The sequence below is a fragment of the Pseudomonas sp. UBA4194 genome (genome assembly GCF_002379585.1).
GTDB lineage: Bacteria > Pseudomonadota > Gammaproteobacteria > Pseudomonadales > Pseudomonadaceae > Aquipseudomonas.
Genome location: NZ_DFUE01000089.1, coordinates 55432 through 70857, shown reverse-complemented (window position 1 = coordinate 70857; position 15426 = coordinate 55432). Strand labels below are relative to the sequence as shown.

Below are 15426 nucleotides of genomic sequence, written 5' to 3'. Positions count from 1 at the left end.
GTACAGCCGCGAAGGGGCCGGGGCAGCCCAGTACAGGTATGATGGTGCATCACTCATCACCCAGACACTTGAATCATGGACTTCCCAACCGCGCTGCAAGCCTGCGACATGCTGCTGATCGACACCCTGCATGCCTTCGATTTCTCCCTCGATGAACAGGATACCCTGCACATCGAATGTATGGACGGCCGCGAACTCAAGCGCTGGCAGTTCACCCTGGCCGAGCAGAACGCCGCCACGCCGACCGACCAGCCCCACACGTTTTCCATTTCTCACGACGGCGTCGCGCATCAGCTAACCTGCTTGAGCGCGTTTTCTGCCGACGAAGATGAAACCGATCCAGAGTGAGGGCTGTCTCTTGTGTTCGACCCATGCTTCCTCGCAGTGCCATTCCAATAATGGGTTATGGAGGAGCCTTATGAAGCGAGTTTTCGTGTCCTTATTGACTGCCGGCAGCCTTGGCCTGATCGCCACCGCTGCCACCGCCGCCGAGCAATACGAACTGCTGGTCGGTACCTACACACAAGGGGCCAGCGAAGGCATCTACCGCTACCCCTTCAACCCTCGCACCGGCCTGATCGACCCCCACGCCCAGCAGACCTTCAAGAGCTCCAACCCTTCGTGGTTGACCTTGTCGCGCGATCAGCACCGGCTGTTCGTGGTCAACGAAAACGGCCCCGGACAGAAGGACACCGTGGGCAAGGTCTCGAGCTTCACCCTGGACCCGAAAAGCCACGACATCAGCCTGGTCAACCAGGTCGAGACCCGGGGCGACGAGCCTACCCATTCGAGCCTGAGCAACGACGAGCGCTACCTGTTCGTCTCCAACTATGCAGTAAGCCCCGACCCCGGCGGCAGCATGAGCGTGTTCAAGGTGGGCGAGGACGGCAAGCTCAGCACCGTGGTGCAGCAGATCAAACACGTGGCCAGCAAGGTCAACCCGGAGCGGCAGGCGGGACCCCATGTGCATTCGATCGTATCGATGCCGCCGTCGGGACGGTACGTCTACGCCAATGATCTGGGCGCCGACCGTATCTACGTCTACCGCTACCAGCCTGATACGCCCGATCAGCCATTGGTCGCCGCCAACCCGGCCTCGATCAAACTGCCCGATGGCAGTGGACCGCGGCACCTGGTATTCAGCGGCGACGGCAAACATGCCTACCTGACGCTGGAAATGAGTGGCCAGGTGGCGATGTTCGAAGTACACGGCGGCAACCTCAAGCGGCAGCAGTTGCTGGACATGGGCTCAGCAGGCAAGGAAAGCGCAGGCGGAGCGCTGCACCTGTCTGCAGATGGAAAATTCCTGTACGTGAGCAATCGCGGTACGGCAAACCAGATGCTGGTGTACAGCGTCGATCCGCAAGACGGCCAACTGACCGAAGTGCAGCGCCGCACGGTCGAGGGCGATCATCCAAGGGAATTCACGCTTGATCCTTCGGGCAACTATGTGTTGATTGCCAACCAGAAGAGCAACCAGATCGTGGTGATCAGGCGCGACGCCAAGACCGGCAAGCTGGGCGAGACCGTACAGAAATTCCCCATGGATTCGCCGTCGGATGTGAAGTTTCTGTTGGGTGGGAAGTAGCGGGGTGTCAGTGCCGGCCTATCGCGGGTAGAACCCGCTCCCACAGGGGGTTGCTGCCGGGCAGATGGGGGCGGGGTGTCAGTGGGGGCCTATCGCGGGTAGAACCCGCTCCCACAGGGGGGTGTTGCCAGGCAGATGGGGGCGGGGTGTCAGGGCCGGCCTATCGCGGGTAGAACCTGCTCCTACAGGGTATTGCTGCCGGGGGCGGTGCGCGGTCTCTTGTGGGAGCGGGCTCTGCCCGCGATGGCGGCGCCGCGGTTGCCCGTCTTGCAAACAACTATCACCCGCATCGATATTCGCTAGTGCGCCAATGAATTTCAGCTCACCAGCCCTCGGGCGTAAGTTTGAGTCAAGCCTTCACAGGCACCGACACAAACACCCACGAATCCCGAGGAATACCGCCATGAACTTCAACCTCTTCTCCATCATCGCCGCCTCTGCCGTTTCCGCCACCGTGGCCCTGCCCACATCCGCCCACGCTGCCGTCAACCAAAGCAAAGCCAATCCACAGAGCTACACCCAGCAATACTTGCAGAAAAGCGCCAACTTCTATGCCGCGCTGGACCACAAGGCCCAGCACTGAGCACCACGGGTGACGGCGGCCACCACCTCACGCCTCGTCACCCGCTGACTTCCACGCTGCTCAAACCATTACCCATGCGCCGCACCTGAATCTGCACCGGAATCCGCTCGTGCATTTCCTGCACATGCGAGATCACCGCGACCTTGCGACCTTGCGCCTGCAAACCGTCCAGGGCATCCATGGCCAGTTGCAGCGACTCCGGATCCAGGCTGCCGAAGCCTTCGTCGATGAACAACGACTCGATGCGCAGGGTGCTCGATGCCATCGATGCCAGCCCCAGTGCCAGGGCCAGCGACACCAGAAACGTCTCTCCCCCCGACAACGAATGCACCGAACGCAGCTCGTCGCCCATTTCCGTGTCCAGCACCAGCAAACCCAGCATGCTGCCGCCACGCTTGAGCCGATAACGGCGCACCAGTTGGCGCAATTGCACGTTGGCGTGATGCACCAGCAGGTCCAGGTTGTACGCCTGGGCGATCTTGCGGAAACGATCACCTTCTGCCGAACCGATCAGTGCTGCCAGCCGGGCCCAACGCTGGTACTGCGCGTCAGCTTCAGCCATACGTTGCTGCAGGTCCTGATTGGCCGTCTGGCGGCGTTGATCCTCTATCTGCCGGGCACGTAACTCGGCACATCGATGTTCGCTCTGCTCGGCCTGTGCCTGCAGCGCTGTCGCTTCTTCAGCCAGTTGCTCGGCATCGGCGATGCCATTGGCCTGGGCCAGATGATCACGCAGGCGCTGGCCGCGCTCCTGCACCCGCACCTGCGCCTGCCCCATGGCCTTCTCGTCGTTCTGCAGACGCGCGCGCAGGGCGCCCAGCTGCTGATCGTCGATCGCCAGCAGGCCGCCCAATGCCTCGTCATCCAGCTCGGGGTGCTGCTCGCGCCACTGCTGGATCGAAGCTTTCAGGCTACTCAACGCCTGCTCCAACTGAGTCTGTTGCTGCTGGTCGGCGTTGAGTTCGCTGCTCAACTGGACCGCCTGCGTACGCAAGTCCTGTTGCTGTTGGAGGGCATGGGCTTCAGCGCGGCGGGCGGTTTCCACCTGGTCATGCAGATGTTGCTGCCAGGCTTGAGCATCGGCGTGTACACCCAACAGATCGCGCAGCCGTGCCTGGCAGGCTTGCAACTGCTCGCCCAGCGCGCTGGCTCGAGTCTGCAATTCGTGCAGCCCAGACCCCTCGCGGGTGTGTTCGCGCTGTTGATCCTCTATCCGCCGGGCGCGGGCGTCGAAGTCGCGTTGCTCGTCACCCTGCTGGTCGAGCAATGCCAGGCGCTCGCTGACCGCCTGCTCCAATACCATGAAAGTCTGGGTAGCGTGGTGCCGCAACGCTTCGAGGGTCGGGGCCGGGATCAGCCCGGTGAAGTCCCGCAGTTCATCGTCCAGGCGCTGCTGATCAGTCTGCAGGTGCGCGTGTTGTTCTCGAAGCAACTGTTCGGTTTGCTGGCTGGCCTGTTGAGCCTCCTGCAATTGCCGCTGCAGGCCTGATGCGGTTTGCTGCAGGGTCAGCAGGGCGGCCTGTTGCTGTTCGTCGCTGTCGATCTGCTCGGTAACCTGGGCCAGCTCCGTCGCCAGCCAGTGGCCAGGTTGCGCTTGATCGGCCAGGCTCGGGTAAAGGGCATGCTGCTCCAGCTGGCTGTCGCGCTGTTGCGCCAGCAACTGTTCTTCCTGAGTCTTGAGCGCCTTGTGCTGGGCAATCAACCCCGCCAGTTCAGCACGGAGTTCGGCCAGGCGCTCGGAAAGCTGCTGCAGCGTCGCTCGGGCTTGGCGTTCTTCGCTCTCATCCACAGCCGACAGCGCCTGGAGCAATGCTTCACGCTGATGATAGGGGTGTTCGAGGCTGCCACACACCGGGCACGGTTGCTCGTCCTGAAGCTGGCTACGCAGCTCCTCGACACTGGCGGTGCGCGCCAGACGCTGACGCTCGAGCACTTGCAACGTGACCGTCAGGGTGTGTTCCGCCTGCTCGTGCTCACGCTTGAGGCGCAGGCCTTCAGCGGTGCACCGCTCTCTTTGCTGAGTGATCTGCAGTTGCTGTTGGTGCAACTGCTCAAGGCGCTGTTGCAGCTCCTCGCGTCGCTGCCACTCGCGCTCCAGCGTTTGCAGGCTGCGTTGCTGCTGGCGCTGGTGTTGCAGGCGCTGGGTCAATTGTTGCAGGCGCTCGTGCAGCTGTTCGGCGGGGCAGTCGGCCTGCTGGTAGAGGGCGCTCAGTTGCGCCTGCATCTGTTTCAGATCGGTCTGAGCCTTGGCCGCGCGCGCTTCCAGGGCGGGCAGTTCGGCGCGGCCTTGGTTCAGGCGGTTGCTTGCCGCCACGGCCTGTTGCAGACGCGGCAGGTACGCCGCCCAGGCATCGGCCAGCCCGGCCAGATCGGTGCTGCGTTGCAATTGCCCGACGATCTGCTGCAAGCGTTCGGTGCTCGCCTGCTGCTGTTGCTGCAGTTGGGTCAAGGCTTGCCGACTGTGCTGATGGGCCTGTTCGGCGTTCGCCAGGGCCGGGCGCAACGGTTCCAGATCGGCCGTCAGGCGGCCGTGCTGGCTGTGCTCATCGAACGCCTGGCGCAACTTCGGCGCGGCGTCGGTCTGTTCCGCCAAGGCTTGTTGCAGGGCCTGCTGCGCCTGTTGCAGTTGCTGATCCACATGCACCTGCTCGCTCAGTTGCGTGCTTTGCCGATGCTGGCGTGCGGCAATGCGCTCGGTCAGCGGTTGCAACTGGCCCAGCAACTCGCGCTGCCTCATGAACAGGTGCCGCTGCGGCGCCAGGTGATCCAGGCGTTGCAGCTTCAAACGGTGATCGGCGTCGGCTTGCCAGGTGGCCTGGGCACTTTGCAACAGCGCTTCGGCGGCCTGATGATCGCTGGCCAACACGGTGCTTTGGACGTGCCATTGCTGTTGCTGCTCCAGCCGTTTCAAGTGCCCCTGCTGCGCCTTGAGCTGCTGGCTGGCGGCCTGGAACTCCAGGTCCAGGACCTCGCGCTCCTCCGCGGCCAAGGGCGCGATCCCGCTGGCCTGATCCTGCCACTGCTTGAGCAGCTCGCGCGCTTCGCGGCTCTTATCGAAGGCACGCTTGCCCAGCCGCGTGTACAGGGCCGTATCGGTGAGCTTTTCCAGCAGCTCGCTGCGCTCGTTGTCGTCGGCTTTGAGAAAGGCGCTGAACTCGCTCTGGGCCAACAGCACGGCGCGGGTGAACTGCTCGAAGTTCAGGCCCAGGCGTGCTTCGAGCAAGGTCTTGTACTCGCCTTTCTGGCTGGCCAGCAGTTGATCGCTGTCCAGGTCACGCAGCGATTGCCGGCTGTGTTGCAGCTTGCCGGTGGGCTTGTCACGGGCTCGGTTGGCCTCCCAGCGGGCGCGATAACGGCGGCCGTCGATGCCGACGAAATCCACCTCGGCATAGCCAGCCCCGGTACCCCGGCGCAGCAAGGTCCGCGCGTCGTAGCTGCCGATCTCGCCATCGGCATCGGGCACCTTGGCGCTCTGCGACGCGTTGCTCAGGCGCGGCACTGCGCCGAACAGAGCCAGGCATAAGGCGTCGAGCAGGGTGCTCTTGCCGGCGCCGGTGGGCCCGGTGATGGCGAACAGCCCGGCGCTGGCCAGGGGCTCGGCGGTGAAGTCCAGCTCGAACGGACCGGCCAGGGAAGCCAGGTTCTTCAGGCGGATGGCCAGGATCTTCATGGCTGCTCGCCCTCCATCTGCACTTCCTGCAACAGCTGGGCGAAGTCGTCCAGGGTCTGGGCGTCCACCTCGCTGCCGTAGCTGTCCAACCAGGCACGGCTGAACAGTTCCTGTGGGGTGAGTTGATCGAGCTCGATCAGCTCGGTTTGCTCATCGTCATCCACGCCTCTGCGACCGGCGTACTCCGCAGCAATGCGCACCAGCCGCACGGCCTTGCCCTGCAGCGCCGTTTCCACCTGCTGGCGCAGGTCGGGCTGTGGCTCATCGAGCACCACCCGGACCTCCAGCCAAGGGTGGGCGAGCAGATCGGCCAGCAGGTCCACCGGCGCCAGCTCCGCGATCCGTTCCAGCACCGTCGCCAAGGGCGCCGGGCCGATGCGCAGCAGGTCCACCGCACGAGGAATCAGCACCGGCTCGACGCTGACCAACTGCTCGCCGTCGCAGTGGATGTCCAGAATCTGGTGCGGGTAGTCGATTTCCGAAAACGACAAGGGAATCGGTGAACCGCTGTAGCGAATGCGCTCCTCGCCATTGACCTTCTGCGGCTTGTGCAGATGCCCCAGCGCCACATAGGTAATGGTGTCATCGAACAGGCTGGCCGGCAGCGCCTCGGCGCTGCCGATCACCAGGCTGCGCTCGGACTCCATCGACACCGATCCCCCGGCCATGTGCGCATGACTGACCGCAATCAACGCCTGCCCCGTCGTGCGCTTGGCGTTGGCCGCGGCGATCAGCAGTTCATGGACCTTGCCAATGCCCTGCAAGTAGTCCTCACCGAGCACCGCACCGGTCACCTCCGCAGGGCGCAGGAACGGCAGCGCCAGGCACCAGCCCCTGATCTGCCCACTGGCGTCGGGCAGCGGCAGCAGCAGCCGCTCGCTGTCCAGACGGCCATCCTCCAGCCACATCACCCGCCCCAGCGCGTGAGCGCGCAGGCGTTTCATCAGCGTACCGGGAAGCTCGATGCGCGAGCCGGAGTCGTGGTTCCCGGCGATCATGACGATGGTCAGGTGGGGTTGTTGCTCGTGGGCGCTGACGATGAAGTTGTACAGGCGCTCCTGAGCTTTGACCGGGGGGTTGACGGTGTCGAAGATGTCGCCTGCCACCAGCAGCACGTCGGGTTGGCGTTGGGCGAGTTGCTTGAGCAACCAGCGCAGGAAGCTGGCATGTTCGAAGTCGCGTTCCTGGCCGTGGAGGCTTTGGCCAAGGTGCCAGTCGGAGGTGTGCAGCAGGCGCATTGGCGGTCCTGGGTGGTAAAGGCGGGGAGGCGCGCATGATAACGGTTTTTAACCCGTAGCAGCGGCGTAAGCCGCGTCCAGCCGTTATCCGACTGACCTAGATGATCGCGGCGTCCCCGGACGCGGCTTACGCCGCTGCTACGAATTTACGGTTTTTTTACGCCAGGCGTGCGGCCCCTATCTCGCGCCTTTACGCCCCCACCCCCAACAATCTCCCCACATCACCACCACCCGCCGTCCCCGGAGAAAATCTTCATGAGTGTTCTGGATGGGCTATCCCTATGCCTGGCCATCGGCCTGTTCCTCTACCTGATCACGGCGCTCCTGCGCGCCGACCAGGAGTAACGGCGCCATGCACCTCTACGACTACGCCCTCATCATCGCCTTCTTCGCCCTGGTCCTGATCCCGGCACCGTTTCTGGGCCGTTTCTACTACAGGGTCATGGAAGGCCAGCGCACCTGGCTCTCGCCCGTGCTGCAACCCGTGGAAAACGGTTGCTACCGCCTCGCCGGCATCGACCCCAAGGCCGAACAAAGCTGGCAACGCTACGCCCTCGCACTGCTGGCCTTCAACCTTGCCGGGTTCGGTCTGCTGTTCGCCATCCTGCTGTTGCAGGGTTACCTGCCGCTCAACCCGCAGCAGCTGCCGGGGCAGGAATGGACGCTGGCTTTCAACACCGCGGTCAGCTTCATGGCCAACACCAATTGGCAGGCCTACAGCGGTGAAGCGTCGCTCAGCTACCTCAGCCAGATGGCCGGGCTGACCGTGCAGAACTTCGTCAGCGCCGCCACCGGTCTGGCCGTGCTGGTGGCGCTGTGCCGTGGCATCGGGCGGCGCTCGGCCAGTACCCTGGGCAATTTCTGGGTCGACATGACCCGCGCCACGCTTTACGGCCTGTTGCCGCTGAGCATCGTGCTGGCCCTGCTGCTGGTGGCGCAGGGCGTACCGCAGACGTTTGCGCACTATGTGGATGCCGTGACCTGGCAAGGGGCGCAGCAGAGCATCCCCCTGGGGCCGGCGGCCAGCCAGATCGCGATCAAGCAGTTGGGTACCAACGGCGGCGGTTTCTTCGGGGTGAACTCGGCGCATCCGTTCGAGAACCCCACCGCTCTGAGCAATCTGTTCGAGCTGGTCTCGATCATCCTGATCCCGGCGGCGCTGGTGTTCACCTTCGGGCATTACGTCAAGGACCTGCGCCAGAGCCGCGCGATCATCGCCTGCATGCTGGCGTTGTTCCTGATGGGCGGCGCGGTGTCGCTGTACGCCGAATATCAACCCAACCCCGCCGTGGTCAGCGCCCAGGTCGAGCAGACTGCGCCGCTGGAGGGTAAGGAAAGCCGCTTCGGCACCACGGCCAGTGTGCTGTGGTCGGTCACCACCACGGCGGCGTCCAATGGTTCGGTGAATGCCATGCACGACAGCCTCAATCCGCTGAGCGGGATGGTGGCGCTGGTCAACATGATGCTGGGTGAAGTGATCTTCGGCGGCGTCGGCGCAGGCCTCTACGGCATGTTGTTGAACGTGCTGATTGCGGTGTTCCTGGCGGGCCTGATGATTGGTCGTACACCGGAGTATCTGGGCAAGAAGCTCCAGGCGCGGGAGGTGCAGTTGCTGGTTGCCTCGTTGCTGGTGATGCCCGTCGGCGTGCTGGTGCTTGGCGCCATAGCGGCGAGTCTGCCAGGGCCGGCGGCGGCCGTGAGCAATCCGGGCGCGCACGGTTTCAGTCAATTGCTGTACGCCTACACGTCTGCCAGCGCCAACAACGGATCGGCCTTCGCAGGCTTCGGCGCGAACACGCCGTTTCACAACCTGATGCTGGGCCTGGGCATGCTGATTGGCCGCTTTGGCTACATCCTGCCGGTGCTGGCCCTGGCTGGCAGCCTGGCGCTGAAGAAAACCGCGCCGGTCAACGCCAACAGCTTCCCCACCCATGGCCCGCTGTTCGTCACCCTGTTGACGGTGACCATCCTGCTGGTGGGCGGGCTGACCTTCTTGCCGACCCTTGCCCTGGGGCCGATCGCTGAACACTTGAGTATGGGTTTCTGAGGCCTCGATGATGAACATGCCAATTCCCGTGAGCAAACCGGCCGTGCAACCTGCCGTCCAGACGTCCATGCGCGCGCTGTGGCGTCCGGCGCTGCGTCAGGCCTTCGTCAAACTCGACCCGCGTCTGCTCAAGCGCTCGCCGGTGATGCTGGTGGTGGAACTGACCGCCCTGCTGACCACCGTGCTGTGCCTGATCCCGGACCCGGCCGTGCCGACCCGCGTCGCGGTGCAGATTGCCCTGTGGTTGTGGTTCACCGTGTTGTTTGCCAACTTTGCCGAAGCCTTGGCAGAAGGGCGTGGCAAGGCCCGTGCCGACAGCCTCAAGGCGGGCAGCCAAGGCCTGGACGCGCGCCGGCGCAACGTCGAAGGGCTGTTTGAAACCGTGCCCGCGAGCAGCTTGCGCAAAGGCGATCTGGTGCGAGTGGAAGCCGGTCAGATGATCCCTGGCGATGGCGAGGTGGTGGAAGGTATCGCAGCGGTCAACGAAGCGGCGATCACCGGCGAATCGGCGCCGGTGATCCGCGAGTCGGGCGGCGATCGTTCGGCGGTGACCGGCAACACCCAAGTGGTGTCGGACTGGTTGCTGGTGAAGATCACCGTCAACCCCGGCGAGTCGACGCTGGACCGCATGATCGCGTTGGTCGAAGGCGCGCGCCGGCAGAAAACCCCGAACGAGGTCGCCCTCGATATCCTGTTGATCGGCCTTACCTTGATCTTCCTGCTGGTGGTGGTGACCCTGCAGCCATTCGCGCATTTCGCCGGCGGCAGCCTGCCGCTGGTGTTCCTGGTGGCGCTGCTGGTAACGCTCATCCCGACCACCATCGGCGGCTTGCTCTCGGCGATCGGCATCGCAGGCATGGACCGGCTGGTGCGCCTGAACGTCATTGCCAAGTCCGGGCGGGCGGTGGAGGCGGCGGGGGATGTGCACGTGCTGTTGCTGGACAAGACCGGCACCATCACTTTCGGCAACCGCCGGTGCAGCGCCTTGTATGCCGCCCCTGGCGTGAGTGCCATGGCACTGGCCGAGGGTGCGCTGCTGGCGTCGCTGGCCGACGATACGGCGGAAGGGAAGTCCATCGTGGAGTTTCTGCGTCAGTTGCATCGGCTGCCGGAGCCGGCTGCAGGCGAGCTGACACCGGTGGCGTTCAGCGCCGAGACGCGGCTGTCGGGTATCGACCACGGCGCTCGTCGTTATCGCAAGGGCGCCGTGGATTCGTTGCTCGCGTTCGTGGGCATGGCCCGCACCGATCTGCCCGCTGCGCTGGCTCGGGAGATCGACGCCATCGCCCAGAGCGGTGGCACGCCGTTGCTGGTGTGCTGCGATCAGCAGTTGTTAGGCGCGATTCACCTCAAGGATGTGGTCAAGCCAGGGATCCGCGAGCGCTTCGAAGCGCTGCGTCAGTTGGGCATTCGCACGGTGATGGTCACCGGTGACAATCCGTTGACCGCTGCCGCGATCGCCGCCGAGGCGGGCGTCGACGATGTGATTGCCGAAGCCACGCCGGAAAAGAAACTGGCGCGCATCCGTCAGGAGCAGGACGAAGGTCGGCTGGTGGCCATGTGTGGCGATGGCGCTAACGATGCCCCGGCGCTGGCCCAGGCGGATGTCGGGATGGCCATGAACGACGGCACCCAGGCCGCTCGTGAGGCAGCCAATATGGTCGATCTGGACAGTGATCCGACCAAGCTGCTGGACGTGGTGCGCATCGGCAAGGAGTTGCTGGTGACCCGTGGCGCGCTCACCACCTTTTCCATCGCCAACGACGTGGCCAAGTACTTTGCCATCCTGCCGGCCCTGTTTGCGGCGATCTACCCACAACTGGGCGTGCTCAACATCATGGGTTTGAGCAGTCCGCAGAGCGCCATCGTGTCGGCGATCGTGTTCAACGCCCTGATCATCGTTGCACTGATTCCCCTGGCCCTGCGCGGAGTACGGGTGCAGGCAGCCAGTGCGGCGCAGTTGCTGCGGCGCAACCTGCTGATCTACGGCCTGGGTGGGCTGCTGGTGCCGTTCGTGGGTATCAAGGCCATCGATCTGCTGCTCACCGCGTTGAACCTGGTATGAACCCTTCTGGAGCCTCACACATGAACTCGCTTTTACGTCCGGCCTTGAGCCTGGTGCTGATGATGACGGTGATCACCGGTATTGCTTACCCATTGGTCGTCACGGGGATTGCCCAGTTGATGTTTCCTGCCCAGGCCAATGGCAGCCTGGTCTACGATGACCGCGGCCAGGTGCGCGGCTCGGCGCTGCTGGCGCAGGGCTTCGCGGGTGATCAGTGGTTTCATTCACGGCCCTCGGCGGCTGATTTCGCAACAGTGGCCAGCGGCGCCAGCAACCTGGCGCCGAGCAATCCGGCGCTGGCCGAACGCATCCGGCAGGCCGCCGCCGAGCAGTTCGTTACCGAGCAAGGCCCGGTACCGCTGGCGCTGCTGACCACATCGGCCAGCGGCCTGGACCCGCACCTGCCGCCTGCGGCGGTCCGATATCAACTGCTGCGGGTAGCCAACGCCCGCCAGATATCGGTCGAAACCCTGCAGGACCTGGTCTCCACGCACACCGAAACGCCGCTCTTCGGCCCCCCAGTCATCAACGTCCAGGCCCTCAACACCGCCCTCATGACCCTCACCCCATGACCCCCGTAGGAGCGGCGTCCAGCCGCGAAAGCGCCCGCAAGATCACCGCCTTATCCGGGTTGTGCGCCAGGCGTGCCGGCCCCTTCGCGGCTTCACGCCGCTCCTACGGGGGGGCGCGATCTCTTGTAGGAGCGGCGTCCAGCCGCGAAGGGGGCCGCAAGATCACCGCCTTATCCGGCTTGTATGCCAGGCCTACCGGTCTCCTCGTGGCTGTACGCCGCGCCTGCGGATCGGATAACGTCGAGGTTCCGATGACTGTGAGCTGCTTCGATGAGTGATTCCGCGCGTGCCGATGCTTTGTTGGCAGCCTTGCCGCGTTCTGGGCGTGGGCGGCTGAAGGTGTTTCTGGGGGCGGCGCCAGGCGTGGGCAAGACCTACGCCATGTTGACTGAAGCCCATGCGCGGCAGCGCCAAGGCGTTCGCGTACTGGCCGGGGTGATCCAGACCCACGGACGCGCCGAAACCGAAGCGCTGCTCGGCGGGCTGCCGCAACAGGACATGCTGCGCAGCGTCTACCGCGACGTCGCGCTCGAGGAAATGGACCTGCCGGGGTTGCTCCAGGCAGCTCCCCAGCTGGCACTGGTCGACGAACTGGCCCACAGCAATGCCCCGGGCAGTCGCCATGCCAAGCGTTGGCAGGATGTGCAGGACCTGCTGGCCGCGGGCATCGACGTCTATACCACGGTCAACGTTCAGCACCTGGAAAGCCTCAACGATCAGGTGCGCGGCATCACCGGCGTGCAAGTTCGCGAAACCGTGCCCGACTGGGTGTTGCAAGAAGCCGACGAGTTGCTGCTGGTGGACCTGCCGCCACGCGAACTGCTCGAGCGCCTGCGCGAGGGCAAGGTCTATGTGCCGCAGCAAGCCCGTGCCGCCATCGATGCATTCTTTACCCAGACCAACCTCAGCGCGCTGCGCGAATTGGCTATGCAGACCGCCGCCGCCCAGGTCGACGATGATCTGGCCGAGAGCTACCGCAGCCTCGGCCAGGCCGCGCCGACGGTGCGGGGCCGCCTGTTGGTCGGCATCGACGGAGACGACCAGGCCGAGCGTCTGGTGCGCCATGCCAGCCGGGTGGCCCGCCGTCGGCATTTGCCGTGGTCGACAGTGCACGTGGACAGCGGCGCGGTACGCGACGAGGCCGCACGCCAGCGTCTGCACCAGGCGCAACAATTGGCGGAGCGCCTGGGTGGGGAAGTGGTGGTGCTGCGCGCCGCAGAGGTGGCGCGCACCCTGATCCAGCACGCCGGTGACCGTCGCGCCAGCCTGGTACTGGTGGGGCAGTCGCGGCGAAGGCTGTTTGGCGCCGGCTTGGCCGAGCGGCTGCTGCGCCACACCAACGGCCTCGAAATCAACGTGCTCGACCGCGGCGAAGCCCGCCCGCAGCCGCGGGTGCGCGCCCGTGGCGTATGGCGCTGGCGCGAGTATGGGCTGGCCGTGTTGGCCACGTTGCTGGCCAGCGGCCTGGCCTGGGCCGTGGCCCATGTCATGGACCTGCCCAACATTTCCCTGGTGTTTCTGTCGGCTGTGCTGTTGGTGGCGGTGCGCAGCAGTCTGGGCCCGGCGCTGCTCTGCGCTGCGCTGTCATTCCTGGCCTACGACTTCCTGTTCATCCCGCCGAATTTCTCCCTGAGCATCCAGCGTCAGGAGGACGTGCTCACCCTGCTGTTCTTCCTGCTGATGGCAGGCCTGACCGGCAACCTGGCGGCACGCCAGCGCCATCAACTCAGTGCGCTGCGCGACACCCAGGCGCACACCGCGCAACTGCTGGAGCTTTCCCGCCGGTTGGCGGCAGCCACCGACCGTCAGGCGGTATTCAGCGCGGCCGCTCAACACCTGCAAGGCTGGTCCGGGCTGGATATCTGTCTGCTGGAGCACACGCCCAGTGGCTGGACACTGGCCAGCGGCGGCCCCGTGCAGTTCTCCGCCACGGAACTGGCCGCGGCCGATTGGGCCGGGCAGCATGATCAACCTGCCGGGCTGGGCACCAGCACCCTGCCAGCCGGGCGCTGGTGGTGGACGCCGGTGTCTACCGAAGGTCGGGTGCTGGCCCTGATGGCAGTGGCCGAAGGCCTCGACAGCCGGCTCGACCCTCAGCGTCGGCGGTTGCTCAACGCGCTCGCTCAACCGGTGGCGCAAGCACTGGCTCGGGCCAACCTGGCCCATGATCTGGAAGCGGCGCGTTTGCACGGGGAGACCGAACAACTGCGCAGTGCCTTGTTGGCATCGGTGTCCCACGACCTGCGCACACCTTTAACGGTTATGCGTGGCAGCATCGACAGCCTGCTGGCGTTGGGCGAGGCAATTGCGCCCCACGACCGGATCGACCTGCTGGAAACCACCCGTGATGAAGCAGAGCGTCTGGACCGCTATATCCAGAACCTGCTGGACATGACTCGCCTTGGCCACGGTGCCCTGAAGCTGGCCCGGGACTGGGTCGCGCCCGGCGATATAGTCGGTAGCGCCCTGGGCCGCCTGCGCGGGTTACTCGCGCCCTTGCAAGTGCAGGTGCAGGTGGCGGCAGAGTTGCCGTTGCTGTACGTGCACGCCGCCTTGATCGAACAGGCACTGGTCAATGTGCTCGAGAACGCCGCGCGCTTCTCCCCCGTGCAGGGCCGCTTGCAAGTGTCGGCGACCGAGCAGGGTGACAGCCTGGTGTTGGCAGTCAGCGACGAAGGTCCGGGCATTCCCGAAGACGAGCGGGCGAAGATCTTCGACATGTTCTACACCGCCGCCCGTGGTGACCGAGGCGGGCAGGGTACGGGCCTGGGCCTGGCGATCTGTCAGGGCATGATGGGCGCACACGGTGGACGCATCGAGGTGGGCAGCGGCATCGATGGTCATGGCACCCGCATCGCCTTATGCTTGCCGCTGCGCGCCCAACCCGGCGCAGACCCGGAAGCCTGAGCATGACCGAAGCCGCAACTGTCCTGGTAATCGATGACGAGCCGCAGATCCGCAAGTTCCTGCGCATCAGCCTCGGCGCCCAAGGCTACAAGGTCATCGAAGCCGGTACCGGCGGCGAGGGCTTGAGCCAGGCCGCCCTGGCCAAACCGGACCTTGTGGTGCTCGACCTCGGCCTGCCCGACCTGGATGGCCAACAGGTATTGCTCGAACTGCGTGAATGGACGGCCGTGCCGGTGCTGGTGCTGTCGGTGCGCGCCAGCGAAACCCAGAAGGTGCAAGCTCTCGACAATGGCGCCAACGACTATGTGACCAAACCCTTCGGTATCCAGGAATTTCTCGCCCGGGTGCGCGCGTTGCTGCGCCAGGCCAGCCGCAGCGAGGCCGGCGAGGTGGCGTTGCAATTGGGCGCCTTGCACATCGACCTGGCGATGCGCCGAGTCACGCTCGAGGACGCGCCGGTGGCCTTGACGCGCAAGGAGTACGCCGTGCTGGCGCTGCTGGCTCGCTATCCGGGACGGGTGATTTCTCAGCAGCAGTTGTTGAAGGATATCTGGGGCGGGAGCCATGTGGAGGATACGCACTACCTGCGGATAGTGATCGGCCATTTGCGGCAGAAACTGGGCGATGATCCCGCACTGCCCCGCTATATCGCTACGGAGGCGGGCGTGGGATACCGCCTGATGGTCTGAAACAACCCTGTAGCAGCGGCGTAAGCCGCGTCCCACATTTCCCACCAACCAGGTCAATCGCGTAACG

At 64.8% G+C, this 15426-nt stretch carries 11 protein-coding genes; 9 read left to right on the top strand and 2 right to left on the bottom strand.

The window, feature by feature from the left end; genetic code table 11:
• The first annotated feature begins 75 nt into the window (after positions 1-75).
• The 3 genes from B3397_RS22085 to B3397_RS22075 all read left to right on the top strand — a co-directional run bounded on the left by B3397_RS22085 (position 76) and on the right by B3397_RS22075 (position 2171).
• Positions 76-348 (top strand): DUF5629 family protein, encoded by a 273-nt coding sequence (locus tag B3397_RS22085; RefSeq protein WP_296254048.1) that lies wholly within the window; start codon positions 76-78, stop codon positions 346-348.
• 70 nt (positions 349-418) lie between these two features.
• Positions 419-1588: a lactonase family protein gene (locus B3397_RS22080; protein WP_296254047.1), complete on the top strand. Its 1170-nt coding sequence runs from the start codon at positions 419-421 to the stop codon at positions 1586-1588.
• 403 nt (positions 1589-1991) lie between these two features.
• A complete protein-coding gene (locus B3397_RS22075; protein WP_296254046.1) occupies positions 1992-2171 on the top strand; it encodes a hypothetical protein in 180 nt (59 codons plus the stop codon).
• A 37-nt stretch (positions 2172-2208) separates the two neighbouring features.
• On the opposite strand, the gene B3397_RS22070 is transcribed toward B3397_RS22075, so the two are convergent.
• Together B3397_RS22070 and B3397_RS22065 are read right to left on the bottom strand one after the other, a co-directional pair.
• Positions 2209-5841 carry an AAA family ATPase gene (locus B3397_RS22070; RefSeq protein WP_296254045.1) on the bottom strand — a complete coding sequence of 1211 codons (3633 nt, stop codon included), beginning with the start codon at positions 5839-5841 and terminating at the stop codon, positions 2209-2211.
• Positions 5838-7079, bottom strand: a complete 1242-nt coding sequence (locus B3397_RS22065) for an exonuclease SbcCD subunit D C-terminal domain-containing protein (protein ID WP_296254044.1) — start codon at positions 7077-7079, stop codon at positions 5838-5840. The genes B3397_RS22070 and B3397_RS22065 overlap by 4 nt, the downstream gene beginning before the upstream one ends.
• Positions 7080-7334: 255 nt before the next feature.
• Between B3397_RS22065 and kdpF the strand changes: the two genes are divergently transcribed.
• From kdpF to B3397_RS22035, 6 genes are all read left to right on the top strand, one after another.
• Positions 7335-7424, top strand: coding sequence for a K(+)-transporting ATPase subunit F (gene kdpF / locus B3397_RS22060; protein ID WP_296254043.1), 90 nt, complete (start codon positions 7335-7337; stop codon positions 7422-7424).
• Positions 7425-7431: 7 nt separating this feature from the next.
• On the top strand, positions 7432-9126 hold the full coding sequence (gene kdpA, locus B3397_RS22055) for a potassium-transporting ATPase subunit KdpA (protein ID WP_296254042.1): 1695 nt from the start codon (positions 7432-7434) through the stop codon (positions 9124-9126).
• Between the two features lie 10 nt (positions 9127-9136).
• A complete protein-coding gene (kdpB, locus tag B3397_RS22050) occupies positions 9137-11191 on the top strand; it encodes a potassium-transporting ATPase subunit KdpB (protein WP_296254041.1) in 2055 nt (684 codons plus the stop codon).
• A 20-nt stretch (positions 11192-11211) separates the two neighbouring features.
• Positions 11212-11763: a potassium-transporting ATPase subunit KdpC gene (gene kdpC / locus B3397_RS22045; RefSeq protein ID WP_296254040.1), complete on the top strand. Its 552-nt coding sequence runs from the start codon at positions 11212-11214 to the stop codon at positions 11761-11763.
• Positions 11764-12033: 270 nt separating this feature from the next.
• The gene (locus B3397_RS22040) at positions 12034-14670 is read left to right on the top strand and encodes a sensor histidine kinase (RefSeq protein ID WP_296254039.1); all 2637 of its coding nucleotides are present in this window, start codon (positions 12034-12036) and stop codon (positions 14668-14670) included.
• 2 nt (positions 14671-14672) lie between these two features.
• Positions 14673-15359, top strand: a complete 687-nt coding sequence (locus B3397_RS22035) for a response regulator (RefSeq protein ID WP_296254038.1) — start codon at positions 14673-14675, stop codon at positions 15357-15359.
• Positions 15360-15426: the final 67 nt, after the last annotated feature.

What these genes read in the sequence shown, in the direction of transcription:
- B3397_RS22080 (WP_296254047.1), top strand. Translation starts at nt 419, where the DNA reads ATGAAGCGAGTTTTCGTGTCCTTATTGACTGCCGGCAGCCTTGGCCTG.
- kdpF (WP_296254043.1), top strand. Translation starts at nt 7,335, where the DNA reads ATGAGTGTTCTGGATGGGCTATCCCTATGCCTGGCCATCGGCCTGTTC.
- B3397_RS22070 (WP_296254045.1), bottom strand. Translation starts at nt 5,841, where the DNA reads ATGAAGATCCTGGCCATCCGCCTGAAGAACCTGGCTTCCCTGGCCGGT.
- kdpA (WP_296254042.1), top strand. Translation starts at nt 7,432, where the DNA reads ATGCACCTCTACGACTACGCCCTCATCATCGCCTTCTTCGCCCTGGTC.
- kdpB (WP_296254041.1), top strand. Translation starts at nt 9,137, where the DNA reads ATGAACATGCCAATTCCCGTGAGCAAACCGGCCGTGCAACCTGCCGTC.
- B3397_RS22075 (WP_296254046.1), top strand. Translation starts at nt 1,992, where the DNA reads ATGAACTTCAACCTCTTCTCCATCATCGCCGCCTCTGCCGTTTCCGCC.
- B3397_RS22065 (WP_296254044.1), bottom strand. Translation starts at nt 7,079, where the DNA reads ATGCGCCTGCTGCACACCTCCGACTGGCACCTTGGCCAAAGCCTCCAC.
- B3397_RS22085 (WP_296254048.1), top strand. Translation starts at nt 76, where the DNA reads ATGGACTTCCCAACCGCGCTGCAAGCCTGCGACATGCTGCTGATCGAC.
- B3397_RS22040 (WP_296254039.1), top strand. Translation starts at nt 12,034, where the DNA reads ATGAGTGATTCCGCGCGTGCCGATGCTTTGTTGGCAGCCTTGCCGCGT.
- kdpC (WP_296254040.1), top strand. Translation starts at nt 11,212, where the DNA reads ATGAACTCGCTTTTACGTCCGGCCTTGAGCCTGGTGCTGATGATGACG.
- B3397_RS22035 (WP_296254038.1), top strand. Translation starts at nt 14,673, where the DNA reads ATGACCGAAGCCGCAACTGTCCTGGTAATCGATGACGAGCCGCAGATC.